Source organism: Pantoea sp. X-Soil-ISGK-285 (genome assembly GCF_059730815.1).
Genome location: NZ_AP035938.1, coordinates 4,026,333 through 4,048,690 on the forward strand (window position 1 = coordinate 4,026,333; position 22,358 = coordinate 4,048,690).

Genomic DNA, 22,358 nt, shown 5'->3' on the forward strand with positions numbered 1-22,358 from the left:
CATGAACGATCAACGATTTGCCCGGATTCAGGCGATGCTGGCACTGCGCCAGCACGATCTCACGGTCTGTATGGAGCAGGTGCATAAACCGCACAATGTTTCCGCAGTGATCCGCACGGCGGACGCCGTCGGCATCCACGAAGTGCATGCCGTCTGGCCGAGCCTGCGGATGCGCACTCAGGCTTCCGCATCTGCCGGAAGCAACAGCTGGGTTAAAGTGGTCACCCATCCCACCATCGGCGATGCTGTAAAAAAGCTCAAACAACAGAAGATGCAGGTTTTAGCGACCCATCTCTCTGCCGATGCCGTGGATTTCCGTGAGATCGATTATACCCTTCCGACCTGCATCCTGATGGGCCAGGAAAAAACCGGCATCACCGAAGAAGCGCTGGCGCTGGCCGATCGGCAGATTGTGATTCCGATGGTGGGTATGGTGCAGTCGCTGAATGTCTCGGTCGCCTGCGCGCTGATCCTGTATGAAGCACAGCGGCAGCGGCAGAACGCGGGTCTGTACCTGCGCGACTACAGCCTGCTGGACGAAGATGAGCAGCAACGCCTGTTGTTCGAAGGCGGATTCCCGGTGCTGGCGCGGGTCGCAAAACAGAAAGGTTTACCCTATCCGCGCATCAATGCGCAGGGCGAAGTCGACGCCGATCCCAGCTGGTGGGCAACCATGCAATCGACCGGTAAAAGAAGATGAAAGGCCGTCTGCTGGATGCCATCCCGCTCAGTACCCTGACCGGCGTCGGTGCCAGCCAGGCGGCAAAGCTGGCCAAAATTGACCTGCATACCATTCAGGATCTCCTGCTTCATCTCCCGCTACGCTACGAAGATCGTACCCAACTCTATGCCATTGATGATCTGCTGCCCGGTATCTGGGCCACAGTAGAAGGCGAAGTGCTGCACACAGATATCACCTTTGGTCGCCGCCGGATGATGGTGTGTCAGATTAGCGATGGCAGCGGCGTACTGACGATGCGCTTCTTTAATTTTAATGCCGGGATGAAGAACAACCTGTCGCCGGGCCGGCGCGTCACCGCGTATGGTGAAATTAAACGCGGTCAGCGTGGCGCTGAGATTATCCATCCCGAATACCGAATCCAGGGCGAACAGAGCAATGTGACGCTGGAAGAGACCTTAACGCCGGTTTATCCCACCACCGAAGGTATTCGGCAGGCCACGCTGCGTAATCTCACCGATCAGGCACTGACGCTGCTGGAGAGCTGCCCGATTGCCGAACTGCTGCCGCAGGAACTGAGCGGCGGTTTAATCAGCCTGCCAGATGCGCTCCGCACGCTGCATCGTCCACCACCCGATCTAAAACTCAGCGAGCTGGAGAGTGGTCGTCATCCGGCACAACGCAGATTGATTCTGGAAGAGCTGCTGGCGCACAACCTCAGCATGCTGGCGGTACGCGCCGGTGCTCAGCGCTATTACGCTTTACCGATGCTTCCCCGGCACAACCTTAGTGAACAGCTGCTGGCTGCGCTGCCCTTTTCACCGACCAATGCGCAGAAACGCGTGGTGGCGGAGATAGAGAAAGATCTGGCAAATGACTTTCCGATGATGCGGCTGGTGCAGGGTGACGTCGGCTCGGGTAAAACACTGGTCGCCGCCCTCTCTGCGCTGAACGTTATCGCACATGGTAAGCAGGTAGCCCTGATGGCGCCGACCGAACTGCTGGCTGAACAGCACGCCAGTAACTTCCGCCAGTGGTTTGCGCCGCTGGGCATTGAAGTGGGCTGGCTGGCTGGAAAACAGAAAGGCAAAGCCCGCCAGGCACAGCAGGAAGCGATAGCCAGCGGTCAGGTGGCGATGGTGGTGGGCACACATGCCCTGTTTCAGGAGCAGGTGCAGTTCAACGGTCTGGCACTGGTCATTATTGATGAGCAGCATCGGTTCGGCGTCCACCAGCGACTGGCGCTGTGGGAGAAAGGTGAGGAGCAGGGCTTCCATCCGCATCAGCTGATCATGACCGCCACACCAATTCCGCGCACCCTGGCGATGACCGCTTATGCCGATCTCGATACCTCAACCATTGATGAGCTGCCGCCGGGACGTACACCGGTGACCACGGTGGCTATCCCCGATACCCGACGTGATGAGATTGTGGCGCGGGTTGAGCATGCCTGCCGTGAAGGGCGACAGGCCTACTGGGTCTGCACCCTGATTGAAGAGTCAGAATTGCTGGAAGCACAGGCGGCAGAAGCCAGCTGGGAATCCCTGAAAACTGCGCTGCCGGACTTAAACATCGGGCTGGTGCATGGCCGGATGAAGCCTGCGGAAAAACAGGCGGTGATGCAGGCGTTTAAAGCGAATGAACTGCAGCTGCTGGTGGCGACGACCGTGATTGAGGTTGGCGTGGACGTGCCGAATGCCAGCCTGATGATCATCGAAAACCCGGAGCGGTTAGGGCTGGCGCAGCTGCATCAGCTGCGGGGCCGTGTGGGCCGTGGTGCCGTAGCATCACACTGTGTACTGCTCTACAAAGCGCCGCTGAGCAAGACGGCGCAGAAGCGTTTACAGGTGCTACGCGACAGCAATGACGGCTTCGTCATTGCCCAGTTCGATCTGGAGATTCGCGGGCCGGGTGAACTGCTGGGCACGCGTCAGACCGGCAATGCCGAATTTAAAGTGGCCGACCTGCTGCGCGATGCGGCGATGGTGCCCGAAGTTCAGCGTGTGGCGCGCCACATCCACCAGCACTATCCCGAGCAGGCCAGCGCATTAATTGAACGCTGGCTGCCAGAGAACACCCGTTATACCAACGTCTGAACCCCCCCCCTCTGATTCGGCTTTTTTATCCCTGCCGGGCAAACGATTGCTTTTAGCCTGCGGATGATTACAATCGCCACATTATTTTTTGGGAAGAACAGAAGATGTCCACTAATCCGCAGCCAGAACAGCCTTCCGCCACGCAAAGCGAACTGATTTATCGTCTTGAAGATCGTCCTCCTCTGCCGCAAACGCTGTTTGCCGCCGGTCAGCATCTGCTGGCGATGTTTGTCGCGGTCATTACCCCCGCGATTCTGATTTGTCAGGCGTTAGGGCTGCCCGCAGAGGATACCCGGCACGTGATCAGCATGTCGCTGTTTGCATCGGGTGTGGCATCACTGCTGCAAATCAAAACATGGGGGCCGGTAGGTTCGGGCCTGCTGTCGATTCAGGGCACCAGCTTCAACTTCGTTACGCCCTTGATTATGGGCGGCATGGCGCTAAAAAATGGCGGCGCTGACGTGCCCACCATGATGGCGGCGCTTTTTGGTACGCTGATGCTCGCCTCCTGTACCGAAATGGTGCTGTCACGCGTATTGCACCTGGCGCGCCGGATCATTACGCCGCTGGTTTCCGGTATCGTGGTGATGATTATCGGCCTGTCGCTGATTCAGGTGGGGCTGACCTCCATTGGCGGCGGTTTCAGCGCGATTAACGACCATACTTTTGGTGCGCCGAAAAATCTGATGCTGGCAGGGGCTGTGCTGCTGGTGATCGTGCTACTTAACCGGCAGAAGAACCCCTACCTGCGCGTTGCCTCCCTGGTTATTGCCATGGCGGTGGGCTATCTGCTGGCCTGGGCGATGGGCATGCTGCCTGCCGCCGGCATCCCCACCGATCAGCCGCTGATCGTGGTGCCAACCCCGCTCTATTACGGGCTGGGCTTCGACTGGAATCTGCTCATCCCGCTGATGCTGGTGTTTATGGTGACCTCTCTGGAAACCATCGGCGATATCACCGCCACCTCAGATGTGTCAGAGCAGCCGGTCAGCGGACCCCTCTATATGAAACGCCTGAAAGGCGGCGTGCTGGCGAATGGCCTCAACTCCTTTGTCTCCGCGCTGTTTAATACTTTCCCGAACTCCTGCTTCGGTCAGAACAATGGCGTAATCCAGTTGACCGGTGTTGCCAGCCGCTACGTGGGCTTTGTTGTCGCGCTGATGCTGATTGTGCTGGGGCTGTTCCCGGCGGTCAGCGGACTGGTGCAGATGATTCCTGAACCGGTACTCGGCGGCGCCACCATTGTGATGTTCGGCACCATCGCCGCCTCGGGTGTTCGCATTGTGTCACGCGAGCCGCTTAACCGCCGCGCCATCATGATTATTGCGCTGTCGCTGGCTGTTGGCCTGGGCGTTTCCCAGCAGCCGCTGATCCTGCAGTTTGCGCCTGACTGGCTGAAAACCCTGCTCTCTTCCGGTATAGCGGCGGGCGGTATTACCGCTATCGTACTCAACCTGATTTTTCCGCCAGAGAAGTAAGGCCAGAGGCAGGCTTCGGCCTGCCTGCTAATTATTCGGATTTACATCCAGGCTGTTGAGCTGTAACGGTAATTCAGGCATAACAACCTCTCACCGGATTTAACTCGGGAAGGATGCTATGAAATTTATTGGAAAGTTTTTCCTCACCTTACTTTTGCTGCTGCTTTTCACCCTGGTCGTGATCTATGTTCTGTTGCAGACACAGTGGGGTGCAGGCTGGTTTAGCCGTTGGGTGAGTGACAAAACCGAATGGCATCTCTCCCTGAGTAAAATTGAACACAATTTCTCCTCTCCCTCTCACATCATTCTGGATGACTTCAGCTTTGGTCACGATGGACAGCCTGCAGTTCTGGTGGCGAAACGGGTCGATCTCGGTCTGGCACTGATTCAGTTCAGCGATCCGCTGCATTTCAGCAGCCTTGAGCTGCGCGACGGAGAAGTGAATCTGGCCAATCTGGCGCCAGGCAGCGCGCTACCGATTCAGGCCGATCGCCTGCAACTCAACAATATGCGTATCGACAGCCCCAACAGCGCGTTACCGCTGTTTGCTCAGCAGGTTAATGGCGGCATTCTGCCGTGGAAACCCACTGCCCTTGATATGCTGGGCCGCGATGCCCGCTTCCAGATGAGCGCAGGCAGCATGACACTGAATAATGTGCCGGGTGAAAACGTACTGATCCAGGGCAGTGTTGCCCAGGGTCGGATGCGCTTTGACAATATTGGTGCCGACCTGGCGCGTGGCTCTATGACCGGCAACGGTGAGCGCGATGCCCAGGGCAACTGGAAAATTAATCAGCTGCGACTGAACGACATCCGTCTGCAGACCACCAGTAGCCTGAAAGATTTCCTGCATAGCCTGCAGGTTGTCCCCTCGATCGCTATTACGCGGCTCGACATGACCGATGCCCGCCTGCAGGGGCCTGACTGGGCGGTAACGGATCTGGATCTGACGCTGAGAAACGTTAACTGGCAGGGTGATGACTGGCAGAGTAACGATGGTTCGCTGGCGCTGAATGCCAGCAATTTTATCAACGGTGGATTCGAACTAAATGACCCCATCGTTAACCTGGACTTCTCACCGCAGGGCGTGGCGCTGACGCAGTTCAGTTCACGCTGGGCAAATGGGGTGATTCGGGCTGACGGTGACTGGTCGCGTAGCGATAAACGCCTGACACTGAAAAACCTGGCGGTGGCGGGACTGGAATACACTCTGCCGCAGGACTGGCGCGATCGCTGGCAGGCGACACTGCCCGCGTGGCTGGATAGCGTAGAGGTGACGCGCTTCACCTCTAATCGAAACCTGATTATCGACATCAATCCGGCTTTTCCCTTCCAGCTGACCTCACTGGATGGATCCGGTGAAAACCTGCTGCTGGCGCAGCAGCACCAGTGGGGGATCTGGTCGGGTAAGCTCAGCCTGAACGCGGCAGAATCAACCTTTAATCGCACCGACCTGCGTCATCCGTCGATTGCGCTGAGCGCTGACCAGCAGCAGATTCAGGTTACGGAGCTGAGTGCGTTCAGTAATAAGGGTCTGCTCGAAGGGACGGCCACCGTAGGCCAGCAGCCAGCCCGTCCGCTGACGCTGCAACTGACAGGTCGTGCTGTACCGGTGAATGTGTTGCAGAACTGGGGATGGCCCGCGTTGCCGTTAACCGGTGACAGTAATATGCAGCTGCAGCTGAACGGTGCATTAACCGCAAATCAGCCGCTGCGCCCGACGGTTAATGGCAGTTTGTCGGTGACAACCGACAGTCAGCAACTGCAGCAGACCATGCAGGCTGGCGAGGTACGTTAACAACAGATCAGGGCCGCTGAAGCGGCCCTGATGATTAGTTGATACGCGCGCCGGACCCCCCCTCTTCCAGCGGCCCATCAGGATCGGCGGGCAGGACGATATAGACCCCTTCAAACACCGCGCCACACTCATCATTGCCAAACAGCTCAACTTCGAGCTGCACACGCGCTTTACGTCCGCGCGCCAGGCGGTCGAGATCGCCGCTTAATGAGCCCAGATCGGCAATCGCGCCAGGCCGTCCGCTGATGGGGTGGCTATAGCGAATGTGCGCATCCGCCAGAATAATGGTGCCACCCAGATGACGCTCGCGCAGCAGCAACCAGATCAACCCCCAGCCGGTCAGCGTTGCCAGCGAAAACAGGCTGCCAGCGAACAGCGTCTGGTGTGGATTCTGGTTGCCCGCTTCCGGCATGGTGGTGATAAATTTTTGCCCGGTAAACTGCAGAATACGGACGCCCATCTTTTCGCTGAGCGGGATATGATCATACCAGGCCTGTTGCAGCTGACCGCACCAGTCGGCGCGATGCAGGATATCGTCAAGCGTGACGACCGGTTTGATCATCAAAAAGTGACGCACCGGCGTCGTCTGCGGCGCGGTAATCTCGCCCTGATTGATGTAGCCGAGTTTAGCGAAGAAAGCGACAGCATCTTCGCGGGCGCTGCAGGTTACCCGCTTAGCCCCTTCCTGACGCGCCACGGATTCCAGCGTCATCGCCACCAGAGTACCCAGTCCCTTGCCCTGAACCGAAGGATGAACGGCCATGAAGCGGATAGCGGCCTCATTGTCGGCATTAATATAGAGACGGCCGATGGCGACCGGATTTCCCTGCTCATCAACCACCATCTGATGATGCGCCAGCGCATCCCAGGCGTCACGTTCCGACCCCTGCGGCTGACGCAGAGGTTTACGCAACATCTCCCAGCGGAACTGATAATAGATATCCAGCTCTTCCGCCGTCTGTGGCACGCGAAGGTGATACATGTAATGTTTCTCCCGCTCGGATGTGTGGCCAGTTCCCTGCCGCTCAGCTGACGTTCTCACACCTGTAACCAGAACGTCACAGGACCATCATTCACCAGCGAGACCTGCATATCCGCAGCAAAACGGCCATTAGCCGTGGTGATGCCCTGCTTGCGACAGCAGTCGCTGAAATATTCATACAGCCGCTCGGCTTCAGCGGGCTCGGCGCCACCCGAAAAGGAAGGACGCATCCCTTTTTGGGTATCTGCGGCCAGCGTAAACTGTGACACCACCAGCACGCTTCCGCCCGCCTGGCGAACACTCAGGTTCATTTTGCCCTGCTCATCACTAAAGATGCGATAGCCCAATACGCGTTCTGCGAGACGTTCCGCACGCGCGTTGTCATCGCCCTTTTCCACGCCCAGCAAAACCAGTAAACCGGCATCGATTTCACCGACCACTTCCTGATTGACGCTGACGCTGGCGCACTGTACGCGTTGAATCAATGCAATCATGTTTCCTCGCGTTGCTCCTCTTTGTGTTGCTGCTTTAACTGCCGATAGTCGGCTAACGCAACGGTGATTTCAGCGCCTAACAACACAATACACCAGGTCCAGTAGACCCAGAGAAACAGAATGGGGATCACGGCCAGTACGCCGTAGATCAGCTGATAAGAGGGGAACATAGTAACATAGAGCGCAAAGCCCTTTTTGCCCAGCTCAAACAGCGCACCGGCAACCAGCGCGCCAATCAGCGCATCGCGCGGCGGCACTCGCTGGGTAGGAACGATGCTGTAGAGCAACCAGAAGGCGAGCCACGACAGCAGGAGCGGGAAAATACGCAGCATCTGATCGACCAGGCTGGTGACGCCTGTCGCGTTAATCCAGCGCAGCGACAGCAGATAGGAGCTGATCGCCAGACTGGCACCGGCCAGTAACGGGCCAAGTGTCAGGATCATCCAGTAGACCGCAAAGGAATAGACCATCGGCCGCTTCTTGTTGCTGCGCCAGATGGTGTTTAACGCGGTATCGACGGAATGCATCAGCAGTAAGGCGGTAACGATCAGGCCGACCGCTCCGACCGCCGTCATCCGGTTTACGTTAGCCACAAACTGCTCAAGATAGCGTTGCAGCGTGTTGCCTGCAGCGGGCATCAGATTGGTAAAGACAAAGTGCTTCAACTGCACGCTGATATCAGAGAAGACCGGAAACGCCGCAAACAGGGCAAACACCACCGCAATCAGCGGCACCAGCGCCAGCAATGAGACATAAGCCAGATTACCGGCCTGGGTCGTCATGCCATCCTCATCAATGCGTTTCCACAACAGTTTGAGCCACAACCAGAACGCATGCAGCCCGGGACGAAATTTACGTGACATCATGAATTACTGTTGACCTGCAAACCAGTTGGGTACCGTTTTACTGTCAGTAACCAGTACACTTTCAATACCCAGAGCGCGGGCCGCCTCAATATTCTGTGGATTATCGTCAAAAAATACCGCCTGATCGGCAGCCACACCTTCTGCGTCCAGCACATGCTGGTATATCCGGGCTTCCGGTTTACGCATGCCCAGCTCCTGGGAGAGATAGAGCTTGTCGGCTGCCTGCTGCACGTCCGGATACTGCGTTGGCCAGAATTCGCAATGCAGTTTGTTGGTGTTAGAGAGGATCACCACCCGATGGCCCTCCAGCCGCAGCCGGTTCATCAGCGCCAGGATTTCCGGACGCAAGTCAACGAATACCGCCTGCCAGCCAGCGGCAAACTGTTCATAGCTCAGCGCGATTTCCAGCTTTTCACACAGCGCCAGCGCGAAATCTTCATCGCTGATCTCGCCACGTTCGTGTTGTTCAAACGCCTCATCCATCTGGAAATGGCTTTGCAGCGAGGCCAGCGGCACACGACTAAGGTCACTCCAGACACCCAGCACGCGGTTAAAGTCGATATCGATAATCACATTGCCCAAATCAAAGATATACAGCATGGTGTGTCTCCTTCTGTTCCCTGGAGTATTCACTCTAGCGGCAAAAGGGCAGGCTGAACAGGCACTCGCGGAGAGAAAAGCGTAAACGGCAGCGGGCAGGTAAAAAGCGCGACATATCCCACAAATAATCGCTGGCCCGGCTGAAGAGGCAGGAATTTCAGGCAAAAAAAAGCCCCGCAGGCGGGGCTCTTTATCAGTTAAAGGCGCAATTATGCGTCTTTAGGACCACGTGATGCACGTTTACGGTCATTTTCAGTCAGGTGACGTTTACGGATACGCACTGACTGTGGTGTAACTTCTACCAGTTCGTCATCATCGATGAACTCGATCGCCTGCTCAAGGGTCATCTTGATTGGCGGAACCAGCGTCGTGGCTTCATCAGTACCTGAAGCACGCATGTTGGTCAGTTTCTTACCGGTCAGGCAGTTAACTGTCAGGTCGTTAGAACGGCTGTGAATACCGATGATCTGGCCTTCATAGACTTCTGCACCGTGACCCAGGAACAGCTTACCGCGGTCCTGCAGGCTGAACAGTGCAAACGCAACTGCTTTACCCTGACCGTTGGAGATCAGTACGCCGTTCTGACGCTGGCCCACTTCGCCCGCACGAATGTCATCGTAGTGGCTGAAGGTAGAGTAGAGCAGACCGGTACCGGAAGTCATGGTCATGAATTCGTTACGGAAGCCGATCAGGCCACGGCTTGGGATCACGTAGTCGAGACGTACGCGGCCTTTGCCATCCGGATCCATGTTTTTCAGATCGCCCTTACGCTCACCCATGGCTTGCATGACTGAACCCTGGTTGTTCTCTTCGATATCCAGCGTAACGTTCTCGAATGGCTCCTGTTTACGGCCATCGATTTCGCGGAAGATAACTTTCGGACGGGATACCGCCAGTTCGAAACCTTCACGACGCATGTTTTCGATCAGAACTGACAGGTGAAGCTCACCACGACCTGATACGCGGAACGCGTCAGCATCTTCAGTTTCTTCAACGCGCAGTGCCACGTTGTGAACCAGTTCTTTGTTCAGACGCTCAAGGATCTGACGTGAAGTCACGTACTTACCTTCTTTACCGCAGAACGGTGAGGTGTTGACGTTAAAGAACATGGTAACTGTTGGCTCATCGACACTCAGTGCTGGCAGCGCCTGCACGTTCTGTGGATCACAGATGGTGTCAGAGATGTTCAGCTCGCCCAGACCGGTGATAGCAATGATATCGCCCGCTTCTGCCAGGTCGCTGTCGATACGCTCAAGACCCAGGTGAGTCAGGACTTTACCGACTTTACCGTTACGGGTTTTGCCTTCGCTATCGATGATAGTGACTTGCTGGTTAGGCTTAACTTTACCGCGCTTGATACGGCCGATGCCGATCACGCCCAGGTAGTTGTTGTAGTCAAGCTGAGAGATTTGCATCTGCAGTGGGGCGTCAGCCTCAACCTGCGGAGGTGCAACGTGGTCGACGATCGCCTGATACAGCGGGGTCATATCGTCAGCCATGTCGGTGTGCTCAAGACCAGCAATACCATTCAGCGCAGAGGCGAAAATGATAGGGAAGTCGAGCTGCTCATCAGTAGCATCCAGGTTAACGAACAGGTCAAAGACCTGATCAACAACCCAATCCGGACGCGCACCAGGGCGGTCTACTTTGTTGATAACCACAATCGGCTTCAGACCATGCGCGAACGCTTTTTTGGTCACGAAGCGGGTTTGCGGCATAGGGCCATCCATCGCATCTACAACCAGCAGCACCGAGTCCACCATGGACATGACGCGCTCAACTTCACCACCGAAGTCGGCGTGTCCTGGGGTATCAACAATGTTGATACGGTAGTCATTCCACTTAATGGCGGTGTTTTTTGCGAGGATGGTAATCCCACGCTCTTTCTCCAAATCATTGGAGTCCATCACGCGCTCTGTTGCTTCGGTACGGGCATCAAAAGTACCGGATTGTTGCAGCAGTTTGTCAACCAGGGTGGTCTTTCCATGGTCAACGTGCGCGATGATGGCGATGTTACGCAAATTTTCGATCACAGCTTTGCCTCAGGCATTAGAAATAGCGCGTTATTGTACACTGATTAAGCGGAAGACTGAACACGATCACACTTTTCACTGAAAGTTTATTGCATGGAGACCAATTTGCCCTGTTACCGGTGCAGAAAATGCACTAAGTTGGTCTGATGCACCAAAATAGTGCCATCAGACGACCGTTAAGCACCACAATGGTGCAATAAAACGATCGTGGTGCAGCCGCTTTATGACAAAAAGGTGCACCACAAGGCGATTTAAGCATCATCAAAAAAGTTGGCACAGAATTCGCTTTATCTAAATCAAGCGTAAACGCCAGACAGATGTCGGTTGAAGAGCGTGCCGGAAGAGGTTGGTCAGGGAGTTGTTTTCCCGCAACGTATTCCGGAAACGACGTTTCCTCGCCATGTAGATAATGAAAGACCATTTCCAGGAGAGTTGAGTATGTCCGCTGAACACGTTCTCTCGATGATGAACGAGCATGAAGTTAAGTTTGTTGACCTGCGTTTTACCGATACCAAAGGTAAAGAACAGCACGTTACGATCCCTGCTCACCAGGTTAACGCTGACTTCTTCGAAGAAGGCAAAATGTTCGATGGTTCGTCTATCGGCGGCTGGAAAGGCATTAACGAATCAGACATGGTGCTGATGCCTGACGCCACCACGGCGGTCATGGATCCTTTCTTCGAAGATTCTACGCTGATCATCCGTTGTGACATCCTCGAGCCAGGCACCATGCAGGGCTACGACCGCGATCCACGCTCTATCGCTAAGCGCGCTGAAGATTTCCTGCGCTCTTCCGGCATCGCTGATACCGTACTGTTTGGACCAGAACCAGAATTCTTCCTGTTCGATGACATCCGTTTCGGCTCATCGACGTCCGGTTCACACGTTGCTATCGACGATATCGAAGCGGCATGGAACACCGGTAAAGAGTACGAAGGCGGTAACAAAGGTCACCGTCCAGGTCTGAAAGGCGGCTACTTCCCGGTTCCACCGGTTGACTCATCACAGGACATTCGTTCTGCCATGTGTCTGACCATGGAGCAGATGGGCCTGGTTGTTGAAGCGCATCACCACGAAGTGGCGACCGCGGGTCAGAACGAAGTGGCAACCCGCTTCAATACCATGACCAAAAAAGCGGACGAAATTCAGATTTACAAATATGTGGTTCACAACGTTGCGCACGCTTACGGCAAAACCGCGACCTTTATGCCGAAGCCTATGTTTGGCGACAACGGTTCAGGCATGCACTGCCATATGTCACTCTCCAAAGGTGGCCAGAACCTGTTTGCCGGCGATAAGTACGGCGGCCTGTCTGAAATGGCGCTGTTCTACATCGGCGGTATCATCAAGCACGCTAAAGCGATCAACGCCCTGGCGAACCCGACCACCAACTCTTACAAGCGTCTGGTCCCGGGTTACGAAGCACCGGTTATGCTGGCTTACTCTGCCCGTAACCGTTCAGCCTCAATCCGTATTCCGGTTGTTGCCAGCCCGAAAGCGCGTCGTATCGAAGCGCGCTTCCCGGATCCAGCGGCTAACCCATACCTGGCGTTCACCGCACTGCTGATGGCTGGCCTGGATGGCATCATCAACAAAATCCATCCTGGCGATGCGATGGACAAGAACCTGTATGACCTGCCACCGGAAGAAGAAGCTGAGATTCCAAAAGTTGCAGGCTCTCTGGAAGAAGCGCTGAATGCACTGAACGAAGATCGCGAGTTCCTGACCCGCGGCGGAGTATTCACTGACGAATCGATCGATGCTTACATCGAACTGCGTAAAGCAGAGATGGATCGCGTTCGCATGACGCCACACCCGGTTGAGTTCGAGCTCTACTACAGCGTTTAACTGGTCAGACGTTTTTTGTTGCCGTGGAAACTTTTAGCCCATCTTCGGATGGGCTTTTTTCTCCGCGAATTCACCGTTCATTCGCCCTCTTTTCGGCTTAAAGACTAAAATGCACCTCTTTAGTGCAGAGGAACGTTGTATGGCAACTGGCTCTCTGCCCGATGCAGGGCAGATTCTCAACGCGTTAATTAACAGTATTTTGTTGGTGGATAACGATCTGGTTATTCATTACGCCAACCCGGCGGCGCAGCAATTACTGGCGCAAAGCTCACGCAAATTGTTCGGCACGCCGTTACCGGAATTAACCGGCTACTTTTCGCTGAATATCGAGGTGATGCGCGAGAGTCTTGAGGCTGGCCAGGGATTTACTGACAGTGAGGTCACGCTGGTGGTAGATGGTCGCGCGCACATTATGTCGCTGACCGCCCAGCGGTTACCCGATGGCTTAATCCTGATGGAAATGGCGCCGATGGATAATCAGCGTCGTCTCAGTCAGGAACAGTTACAGCACGCCCAGCAGGTGGCCGCTCGCGATCTGGTTCGCGGCCTGGCCCATGAGATTAAAAATCCGCTGGGAGGATTGCGCGGCGCGGCACAGCTTTTATCCCGCGCCCTGCCCGATCCCTCGCTGAATGAATATACCAAAGTGATTATTGAACAGGCCGACCGGTTGCGGAATCTGGTTGATCGTCTGCTGGGGCCGCAGCAGCCGGGCATGCACATCACGCAGAGCATTCATCAGGTGGCCGAACGGGTGGTCAATCTGGTGTCGATGGAGCTGCCGGAGAATGTCTCGCTGGTACGGGATTATGATCCCAGCCTGCCGGAACTGCCGCACGATCCCGATCAGATTGAACAGGTGCTGCTTAACGTGGTGCGCAATGCGCTTCAGGCGCTGGGCGACGATGGCGGCACCATTATTATCCGCACCCGCACGGCTTTCCAGCTGACGCTGCACGGCACGCGTTATCGGCTGGTGGCACGTATTGATATTGAAGATGATGGCCCCGGCATTCCGGCCCAGCTGCAGGATACGCTGTTTTATCCGATGGTCAGCGGACGCGAAGGCGGTACCGGTTTAGGCCTCTCCATCGCCCGTAGCCTGATTGATCAACATTCAGGAAAAATAGAATTTAACAGTTGGCCGGGACACACCGAATTCTCGGTTTACCTGCCTATTCGCCAGTGAGGTTTCTATGCAACGAGGGATAGTCTGGATCGTCGATGACGATAGCTCCATCCGCTGGGTGCTTGAACGCGCGCTCACTGGAGCCGGTTTGAGCTGTGCGACTTTTGACAGCGCAAGCGAGGTGCTGGATGCCCTCTCAACCAAGACCCCGGACGTTTTACTGTCAGACATTCGCATGCCCGGTATGGATGGCCTGGCGCTGCTGAAACAGATTAAGCAGCGTCATCCGATGCTTCCGGTCATCATAATGACGGCGCATTCTGATCTGGACGCTGCCGTCAGCGCCTATCAGCAGGGTGCCTTTGATTACCTGCCTAAGCCGTTCGATATTGATGAAGCGGTTGCGCTGGTCGAGCGTGCTATCAGCCACTATCAGGAGCAGCAGCAGCCGCGTAATCAGCCGGTCAGCGGACCCACCACCGATATCATCGGTGAAGCGCCCGCGATGCAGGATGTGTTCCGCATCATCGGACGATTATCGCGCTCGTCGATCAGTGTGCTGATCAACGGCGAGTCCGGTACCGGTAAAGAGCTGGTGGCCCATGCGCTGCATCGCCACAGCCCGCGCACCAAAGCGCCCTTTATCGCGCTCAACATGGCGGCGATCCCCAAAGATTTAATTGAATCAGAACTGTTTGGTCACGAAAAAGGCGCCTTTACCGGGGCGAACCAGATCCGTCAGGGCCGTTTTGAGCAGGCGGATGGCGGCACGCTGTTTCTGGATGAGATCGGTGATATGCCGCTGGATGTGCAGACCCGTCTGCTGCGCGTGCTGGCCGATGGCCAGTTCTATCGCGTTGGTGGCTATGCGCCGGTCAAAGTGGATGTGCGTATTATCGCGGCGACCCACCAGAATCTGGAATTACGCGTACAGGAAGGCAAGTTCCGTGAGGATCTGTTTCACCGCCTGAACGTGATTCGTGTGCATCTGCCACCGCTGCGTGAGCGTCGTGAGGATATCCCGCGTCTGGCGCGTTATTTCCTCCAGGTAGCGGCGCGTGAGCTGGGTGTGGAAGCGAAGATTCTGCATCCGGAAACCGAGACAGCGTTAACCCGACTGCACTGGTCAGGTAACGTGCGTCAGCTGGAGAACACCTGTCGCTGGCTGACCGTGATGGCTGCGGGTCAGGAAGTCCTGATTCAGGACCTGCCCGGAGAACTGTTTGAATCCAGTACGCCGGAGAATCCGGTACAGTCGCTGCCTGACAGCTGGGCAACGCTGCTGGCACAGTGGGCCGATCGCGCTCTGCGTTCCGGTCATCAGAATCTGCTGTCAGAAGCCCAGCCAGAGATGGAGCGCACGCTGCTCACTACTGCGCTGCGTCATACGCAGGGCCACAAACAGGAAGCGGCACGTTTGCTGGGCTGGGGACGAAACACGCTGACGCGCAAGCTCAAAGAGCTGGGCATGGAATAAGCGGTTCAGTACGGGCTGGTGAAGTCTGCCAGCCCGTTTCTTCAGATAACGCGGGAGAACTGCTGCTGACGCGCTTTCTGACGCAGATAGCGATCAAAGCACATGCAAATATTGCGGATCAGTAACCGGCCAATTCCCGTCACCTCCAGCCCCGTAGCGGTTTGTTCCACCAGCCCATCGGCTATCAACGGTTTCAGCAGCGCCAGGTCCTCAGCAAAATAGTCGCTGAAGCGAATGCCCCATTGCGCTTCTGTCGCGGCAAAATTCAGCGAGAAGTTACAAATCAGCGTTTTTATCACGTCCCGACGCAGGCAATCATCGTCGGTTAAGGCGATGCCACGCCACAGGCCATTTCCCTGCTGTTCCACACAATTGTACCAGGTATTAAGGTCTTTCTGGTTCTGCGCATAACTGTCGCCAATCATGCTGATGGCAGAGACGCCAAGCCCCAGCAAATCGCTGTCGCCCTGCGTCGTGTATCCCTGGAAATTGCGATGCAGCTGGCCTTTGCGCTGCGCGATAGCCAGTTCATCCTGCGGCTTCGCAAAGTGATCCATTCCAATGAACTGGTAGCCCTGCTGAGTCAGGGTTGCGATGGTCTGCTGTAAAATATCCAGCTTTTGCTGAGCCGATGGCAGTTCACCCTCTTTGATTTTACGCTGTGCCGCGAACATCGCCGGCAGATGCGCATAGTTAAAGACGCTAAGACGATCCGGGCTCAGCGCCAGTACCCGCTCCAGCGTCCAGGCGAAGCTGGCGGGCGTCTGCAGGGGTAAACCATAGATGAGGTCAATGCTGGTCGAGCTGAACCCCTGTTCACGGGCACGCGCCATCAGCCCGAAAATCACCTCTTCATCCTGTACCCGGTTAACCCGCTCCTGCACCGATTTGTTGAAGTCCTGCACCCCCATGCTCAGCCGGTTGAATCCCAGCGATCGCAGGTGATCAATCACATCCAGCGCAATTTCCCGGGGATCCACTTCGATCGACATTTCGGCATCATCGGCCACGCTGAAATGCTGCTTCAGTAAACCCACCAGCCGGGAAATCTGCGCATTGTCGAGGAAGGTTGGCGTGCCGCCGCCCCAGTGAAGCTGCGTGACCTGACGCTGACGAAACAGCGGCGCACGCTGAATAATCTCCTGCTCAAGCACATCCAGATAGCGATCCGCTTTGTGGCGCTGACGCGTCACTATCTTATTGCAGCCGCAGAAGTAGCAGAGACGATGGCAGAAGGGAATATGGACATAGAGCGACAGCGGACGATCAGGGTAACGCGCCACGGCACGCTGGAAGTCGTTTTCCGCGTACTGCTCGCTGAACTCCAGCGCAGTGGGATAGGAGGTGTAACGCGGGCCGGCATAATTGTACTTTTCAATTAACGCCTGATCCCACTCAATCTGCTGCGATGGCATGCTCACTCCTTCCGGTGACGTCGTCTGAGAGAAGGTCGCGAAGAAGAGGAGATAAAAGGTGAGCGGGATGAGACCCGACGTAAACGTTGCTTCAGACGCGACAGGCGTCGTAGTTTAAACAATAACCACAGCAGATAACATGTCGCCAGCAGCGCGAAAATTGATCCAGGCCAAAACATTGTCGTTTACCTGTTAAGCGCGGCATGCGGGTAACGCATGCCGATCAAATTTGCTTAGTTGCCTTTCAGCAGACGGTACATATCTTCTTCAGCCTGCTCATCTTCGGCATCATCCATCACAATGCCTAACTGCTCCATCAGTTCGTCGATACGATCCAGCGAGGCATCCAGCCAGCCCTGATCTTCAGCCGACAGCGTTTCGCCATTTTCCAGCCGATCCAGCAGCGCATCCAGACGTTCGTCATTTTCCAGCTTCGCCAGCTCTTCTTCTGGTGTCAGACGCACTTTCTTCTCTGCTGCCGGTTTTTCTGCGCTTTTCTTTGGTTTAACGGCGGCGGTTTTTCCTTCAGCGATCAGGGCCACCGGTTTTTTACTCCCGATGCGCGGATCTTTCACGCTGTCCGCCTGACGTCCGCCATTGTTTTCGGACGCAGCCGGATTAGCACGGCTGCCAGATGCATGTCCGCGATGCTTTTTATCACGTTTGCGATCGCGTGCTTCATGGTTGATATCGTCACGCGATTTGCGTTTGGCTTTGACGGCAGGTTTGCCGTTAGCAGCTCGTGCAGGTTGCTTCATAGTATTCGGTCCCGGCTTTTTTTATTCAGTATAGAATTGCGGCGAAATCTAGCAGAAAGTAGACAAAGAAAAAAGGCGACAGCTCAAGCTGTCGCCTTATTTCATACCTTCATAAGAAGGAATCATGTTTTAAATCCTTTTCGGCTCGTAACATCCCGGTTAATCCCGCGCCTGCTCAACTCCTGAGCTATTCCTTATCCCTGTCTGGCCGCATCCCTGACCCTGTTCCATTCCATCGCTCATAACCCTCCTGGTATCCCTGAGCGCATCATCCTGATGTGTGCTGCCGTGCACTGCACACTAATGTAGACCAACTGGTAAAAGCCTCAAGTCAGTGTCAAAAATAGTTAGTTCAAAAAAAGAACGTTTTAAGATAAGGGCTTGAATTACATATTTTTTTATTTTTAGTAATTAAAGTAAAAAGCGAAATAACCCGCACCGTGAATGGCAAATCTCTTACAAAGTTTGTTACCGAGATGCGATTGAGCACTTTCGCGTCATAACGCGTATAATCGCCCGCATTGCCTTAATGCGTTTTCTGGAGTGTCACCTTGTCTGAATTGAATTACCACGTTACCCACTTTGTCATGAGCGCGCCGGATATCCGCCATCTGCCTGCCGATACCGGAATTGAGGTGGCTTTCGCTGGCCGCTCGAACGCGGGAAAATCGAGTGCGCTGAATACGTTAACCAATCAGAAGGGTCTGGCGCGTACCAGTAAAACGCCGGGACGTACGCAGCTGATTAACCTGTTTGAAGTGAAAGAAGGTAAGCGTCTGGTCGACCTGCCCGGTTACGGTTATGCCGAAGTCCCGGAAGAGATGAAGCTGAAGTGGCAGCGCGCGTTAGGTGAATACCTGCAAAAACGTCAGGCGCTGAAAGGACTGGTTATCCTGATGGATATCCGTCATCCGCTGAAAGATCTCGACCGGCAGATGATTCAGTGGTCAGTGGAAAGTGGCATTCCGGTGCTGTTGCTTCTCACTAAAGCAGACAAACTGGCCTCAGGTGCCCGTAAAGCGCAGCTCAATGTCGTGCGTGAAGCCGCACTCGAATTTGTTGGTGATGTGCAGGTAGAGCTCTTCTCATCGCTGAAGAAAATCGGCGTGGATAAGGTTCGTCAGAAGCTGGACAGCTGGTTTAATACGCTTGAACCTGCGGTTGAAGATCAGGACGCGGAAGAGTGAGTGGCAACCTTGTGCCGGTGATGCTGACGGTACAAAAAGCCCAATAAAAAACGCCCCAGTCACAGAATGACTGGGGCGGCTAAATTCAGCCAAATCCGATTACGTGAAGTAAAAGGTCTGAAAGATAGAACATCTTACCTCTGTACCCTACGCGACGAACTTTACCTGATTTTCTGTGCGTGACAAAGGCTTTTTTGTTGCTTACTTACATGAAACAGGACTTTTTTTACCATGCACGTCACAAAAATAGCGTTACGATGTAGTTTAATGACGAAAAAAATGTTTAGACCATAAGCAGTTAGAAAAGCGTTTTCTCTCAGTGCCAGCGTTGACCACGCTAAACCGGTCAACTAAACGATTTTCTTATACCTGATTCAGGGCCGGTTCTGTTCTTCAGAACCGACCACACGCATCGAATCAGTGGGCTTCATCCCAGTTGTCACCCACACCGACTTCAACCAGTAAAGGTACGTCGAGCTGTACGCTACCTTCCATCAGCGCACGGATTTTCTGGCTCGCCTCTTCAACCGCCTCGGCTTTGACTTCGAACACCAGTTCATCGTGAACCTGCATGATCATTCTGACGGCATTGTCGTTTTGCTGTTCCAGCCAGTTATCCACGGCAATCATTGCCCGCTTGATGATATCCGCTGCCGTTCCCTGCATCGGCGCATTGATCGCGGCACGTTCAGCGGCTTTCCGGCGAATGGCGTTACCGGATTTAATATCGGGCAGCCACAGCCGACGGCCTTCCAGCGTTTCGACATAGCCTTTACTCGCCGCCAGCTGGCGTGTGTTCTCCATATAGCGCAGGACGCCCGGATAGCGTTCAAAGTAGAGATCCATATACTTTTTCGCTTCACCCGCGCCGATATTCAGCTGACGCGACAGGCCAAAGGCGCTCATGCCATAAATCAGACCAAAGTTGATCGCTTTGGCGCTGCGACGCTGTTCGCCGCTGACCTTATCCAGCGCCACGCCAAACACTTCCGATGCCGTCGCGCGGTGGATATCTTCGCCCTGGGCAAAAGCGTCCAGTAATCCTTTGTCCTGAGAGAGATGCGCCATGATACGCAGTTCGATTTGTGAATAGTCTGCCGCCACAATGCGATGTCCTTTGGCCGCTACAAATGCCTGACGGATTCGTCGTCCTTCATCATTACGCACCGGAATGTTTTGCAGATTCGGATCGGCAGAGGATAAGCGTCCGGTTGCGGTGACGGCCTGATGATAAGAGGTATGTACCCTGCCACTGATCGGATTGATCATCAGCGGTAATTTATCCGTATAAGTAGACTTAAGTTTGGATAAGCCGCGATGCTCCAGAATCACTTTGGGTAACGGATAATCAAGTGCCAGCTCGGCTAACACCTCTTCGCTGGTTGACGGCGCGCCGCCTGGTGTTTTCTTTGTGGGCTTGATGCCCTGTTTTTCAAACAGGATCACCTGAAGCTGCTTGGTGGATGAGAGGTTGAAGGGTTCCCCCGCCAGCTCATGCGCTTTCAACTCAAGCTCAGCCAGGCGGGCCGTCAGCTCTTTCGAATGCTGCGCCAGAATAGACTGATCGATCAGCACACCGTTGCGCTCTATGCGCGAAATCACCGTCAGTAACGGCATCTCAATCTGTTCGAAGACTTTTTTCGGACCCGCTTCTTTCTCCAGCTCTGGCCACATCTTCAGATGCAGCTGCAGGGTCACATCTGCATCTTCTGCAGCGTAATGGGATGCCTGCTCTAACGCGATTTGATTGAACGTCAGCTGATTTTTGCCTTTACCGGCGATCTCCTGGAAGGTCACGGTTTTATGGTTAAGCCAGCGAGCGGCCAGGCTATCCATGTCATGTTTGCCCACCACGCTGTTGAGGATATAGGACTCAAGCATGGTGTCGAATTTGATACCGGCCAGTTCAATGTCGTAGTTTTTCAGCACGCCGCGATCGTATTTCAGGTTCTGGCCAACTTTCCATGCGCTCTCATCTTCCAGCAAGGGCTTAAGCTGTGCCAGAACGGTGGCGCGATCCAGTTGATCAGGCGCATCAAGATAGTCATGGGCAACCGGCAGATAGGCGGCTTCACCGGGCGCCACCGCGAAGCTGATGCCGACGATATTAGCGCTCAGGGTATCCAGCGCGTCGGTCTCCAGATCAAACGCAAAGACTTCGCTGTTTTTCAGCTTCTCCAGCCAGCTATCAAAGAGATCCTGATCCAGAATGGTGACATAACCCTCGGTCGGTAACACGCTGCTGGTTTCAACCACCAGGGCCGGTTCATCGGCCTGCGCTTTTTGCGCCTGCGTAGTGCTCTTTTTACCCTGCAGCCATTTACCGTCCTGCAGGTCACTCAGCCAGCGTTTGAACTCGTAACGACTGAACAGGGCCTGCAATGCCTCTGTATCGGGTTCAGTGACTGTGAGCTCTTCACAGGGCAGCGCCAGCTCAACGTCTGTCTTAATGGTCGCCAGCTGATAAGAGAGAAACGCCACATCACGATTCTGCTCAAGTTTGGTCGCCATGGTTTTGGCACCACGAAAGCCGAGATCGGCCACTTTGTCCAGATTGTCATAGATCGTCTGCATGCTGCCCAGCCCCTGCAGCAACGCCTGTGCCGTTTTCTCACCGACGCCTGGCACGCCAGGAATGTTGTCGGAGCTATCACCCATCATGGCAAGGAAGTCGATGATCAATGCGGGTGGAACACCATATTTCTGCTCAACCTCTTCTGGTCCCAGAATGGTGTTGCTCATGGTGTTAATCAGCGTGATGGCGGGCGTGACCAGCTGCGCCATATCTTTGTCGCCAGTGCTGATCAGCACTGAGAGACCCTTTTTCTCCGCTTCCAGCGCCAGCGTACCGATGACATCATCAGCCTCGACGCCGCTCACAGCCAGCAACGGCAGCCCCATCGCCCGCACCATCTCATGCAGCGGCTCAATTTGTGCACGGAGCTCGTCAGGCATCGGGGGACGGTGAGATTTGTAATGCTCAAACAGCTCGTCCCTGAAGGTTTTGCCTTTGGCATCGAATACCACAGCAACGTGACTCGGATTGTATTGCGCCAGCAGGCTTTTCAGCATGTTGAGCACGCCGTACATGGCGCCAGTGGGTTCACCTGCACTGTTGGTCAGCGGCGGAAACGCGTGATACGCGCGATAAAGATAGGATGAGCCATCGACCAGAATCAGGGGATTTTCTGCTATTTGCGCCATAAGTCTGTGTAGTCTTCGTTGCTATGAGTTGGGCTATAAGGATGCCACAACCAGGCAGAAATGGTGAACTAAGGCGTGCCACGTCTGGAGTTTTTCACGCTTTTGGGGACAGGATCGCAACGATCGTTCTGTGGATAACTTTGTGCGTAAAAATTATAACGCGCTGTTTTTCAGGAAAATAAATAATCGACACTTGAATAAAAACCATAAATTTCATTGGCTTATTTAATTTCCGTGACCCGATCGCTATTTTTAATAGCGCGATCCCTTGTGTGGATATTAAATTTATGCCCTGGAGATGGACAAAAATTGGA

At 54.8% G+C, this 22,358-nt stretch carries 17 protein-coding genes; 8 read left to right on the forward strand and 9 right to left on the reverse strand.

The genetic code is table 11. The annotated features are described in order from the left end of the window. Position 1: 1 nt before the first annotated feature. The 4 genes from trmH to AC6I8B_RS19065 all read left to right on the forward strand — a co-directional run bounded on the left by trmH (position 2) and on the right by AC6I8B_RS19065 (position 6,051). Positions 2 to 700: a tRNA (guanosine(18)-2'-O)-methyltransferase TrmH gene (trmH, locus tag AC6I8B_RS19050; RefSeq protein ID WP_157354320.1), complete on the forward strand. Its 699-nt coding sequence runs from the start codon at positions 2 to 4 to the stop codon at positions 698 to 700. Continuing rightward, positions 697 to 2,775, forward strand: coding sequence for an ATP-dependent DNA helicase RecG (gene recG / locus AC6I8B_RS19055; RefSeq protein ID WP_031591914.1), 2,079 nt, complete (start codon positions 697 to 699; stop codon positions 2,773 to 2,775). Before trmH ends, recG begins: the two co-directional genes overlap by 4 nt. Before the next feature lie 104 nt (positions 2,776 to 2,879). Then, a complete protein-coding gene (locus AC6I8B_RS19060) occupies positions 2,880 to 4,253 on the forward strand; it encodes a nucleobase:cation symporter-2 family protein (RefSeq protein WP_033773170.1) in 1,374 nt (457 codons plus the stop codon). A 118-nt stretch (positions 4,254 to 4,371) separates the two neighbouring features. Beyond that, positions 4,372 to 6,051 (forward strand): AsmA family protein, encoded by a 1,680-nt coding sequence (locus AC6I8B_RS19065; protein ID WP_022624891.1) that lies wholly within the window; start codon positions 4,372 to 4,374, stop codon positions 6,049 to 6,051. A gap of 34 nt (positions 6,052 to 6,085) precedes the next feature. On the opposite strand, the gene fabY is transcribed toward AC6I8B_RS19065, so the two are convergent. The 5 genes from fabY to typA form a co-directional block, all read right to left on the reverse strand. Further along, positions 6,086 to 7,033, reverse strand: a complete 948-nt coding sequence (gene fabY / locus AC6I8B_RS19070; protein ID WP_010258423.1) for a fatty acid biosynthesis protein FabY — start codon at positions 7,031 to 7,033, stop codon at positions 6,086 to 6,088. A 56-nt stretch (positions 7,034 to 7,089) separates the two neighbouring features. Further along, a complete protein-coding gene (gene dtd / locus AC6I8B_RS19075; RefSeq protein ID WP_157354321.1) occupies positions 7,090 to 7,527 on the reverse strand; it encodes a D-aminoacyl-tRNA deacylase in 438 nt (145 codons plus the stop codon). Then, entirely contained in the window at positions 7,524 to 8,393 is an 870-nt protein-coding gene (locus tag AC6I8B_RS19080) for a virulence factor BrkB family protein (protein WP_010672108.1), read from the reverse strand. The genes dtd and AC6I8B_RS19080 overlap by 4 nt, the downstream gene beginning before the upstream one ends. A 3-nt stretch (positions 8,394 to 8,396) precedes the next feature. Then, positions 8,397 to 8,993: a glucose-1-phosphatase gene (yihX, locus tag AC6I8B_RS19085; RefSeq protein ID WP_157354322.1), complete on the reverse strand. Its 597-nt coding sequence runs from the start codon at positions 8,991 to 8,993 to the stop codon at positions 8,397 to 8,399. Positions 8,994 to 9,202: 209 nt separating this feature from the next. Further along, a complete protein-coding gene (typA, locus tag AC6I8B_RS19090) occupies positions 9,203 to 11,026 on the reverse strand; it encodes a ribosome-dependent GTPase TypA (protein WP_010258429.1) in 1,824 nt (607 codons plus the stop codon). Positions 11,027 to 11,464: 438 nt separating this feature from the next. Here typA and glnA point away from each other — a divergent pair, with 438 nt between their 5' ends. The 3 genes from glnA to glnG all read left to right on the forward strand — a co-directional run bounded on the left by glnA (position 11,465) and on the right by glnG (position 15,480). Beyond that, the gene (gene glnA / locus AC6I8B_RS19095; RefSeq protein WP_010258434.1) at positions 11,465 to 12,874 is read left to right on the forward strand and encodes a glutamate--ammonia ligase; all 1,410 of its coding nucleotides are present in this window, start codon (positions 11,465 to 11,467) and stop codon (positions 12,872 to 12,874) included. 139 nt (positions 12,875 to 13,013) lie between these two features. Further along, positions 13,014 to 14,063 carry a nitrogen regulation protein NR(II) gene (gene glnL / locus AC6I8B_RS19100; RefSeq protein WP_008926971.1) on the forward strand — a complete coding sequence of 350 codons (1,050 nt, stop codon included), beginning with the start codon at positions 13,014 to 13,016 and terminating at the stop codon, positions 14,061 to 14,063. A 7-nt stretch (positions 14,064 to 14,070) separates the two neighbouring features. Next, the gene (glnG, locus tag AC6I8B_RS19105; protein ID WP_010258440.1) at positions 14,071 to 15,480 is read left to right on the forward strand and encodes a nitrogen regulation protein NR(I); all 1,410 of its coding nucleotides are present in this window, start codon (positions 14,071 to 14,073) and stop codon (positions 15,478 to 15,480) included. 41 nt (positions 15,481 to 15,521) lie between these two features. On the opposite strand, the gene hemN is transcribed toward glnG, so the two are convergent. Beyond that, the gene (gene hemN, locus AC6I8B_RS19110; protein ID WP_052271766.1) at positions 15,522 to 16,895 is read right to left on the reverse strand and encodes an oxygen-independent coproporphyrinogen III oxidase; all 1,374 of its coding nucleotides are present in this window, start codon (positions 16,893 to 16,895) and stop codon (positions 15,522 to 15,524) included. Between the two features lie 233 nt (positions 16,896 to 17,128). Continuing rightward, positions 17,129 to 17,653, reverse strand: coding sequence for a Der GTPase-activating protein YihI (yihI, locus tag AC6I8B_RS19115; RefSeq protein ID WP_010258445.1), 525 nt, complete (start codon positions 17,651 to 17,653; stop codon positions 17,129 to 17,131). 551 nt (positions 17,654 to 18,204) lie between these two features. On the opposite strand from yihI, the gene yihA reads away from it, so the two are divergent. Then, positions 18,205 to 18,840 carry a ribosome biogenesis GTP-binding protein YihA/YsxC gene (gene yihA, locus AC6I8B_RS19120; RefSeq protein WP_010258448.1) on the forward strand — a complete coding sequence of 212 codons (636 nt, stop codon included), beginning with the start codon at positions 18,205 to 18,207 and terminating at the stop codon, positions 18,838 to 18,840. An 85-nt stretch (positions 18,841 to 18,925) separates the two neighbouring features. Here yihA and spfP read toward each other — a convergent pair whose 3' ends face one another. Next, the gene (spfP, locus tag AC6I8B_RS19125) at positions 18,926 to 18,973 is read right to left on the reverse strand and encodes a small protein SpfP (protein ID WP_071892919.1); all 48 of its coding nucleotides are present in this window, start codon (positions 18,971 to 18,973) and stop codon (positions 18,926 to 18,928) included. 284 nt (positions 18,974 to 19,257) lie between these two features. Continuing rightward, positions 19,258 to 22,044, reverse strand: a complete 2,787-nt coding sequence (gene polA, locus AC6I8B_RS19130; RefSeq protein ID WP_033786504.1) for a DNA polymerase I — start codon at positions 22,042 to 22,044, stop codon at positions 19,258 to 19,260. Between the last annotated feature and the right edge of the window lie 314 nt (positions 22,045 to 22,358).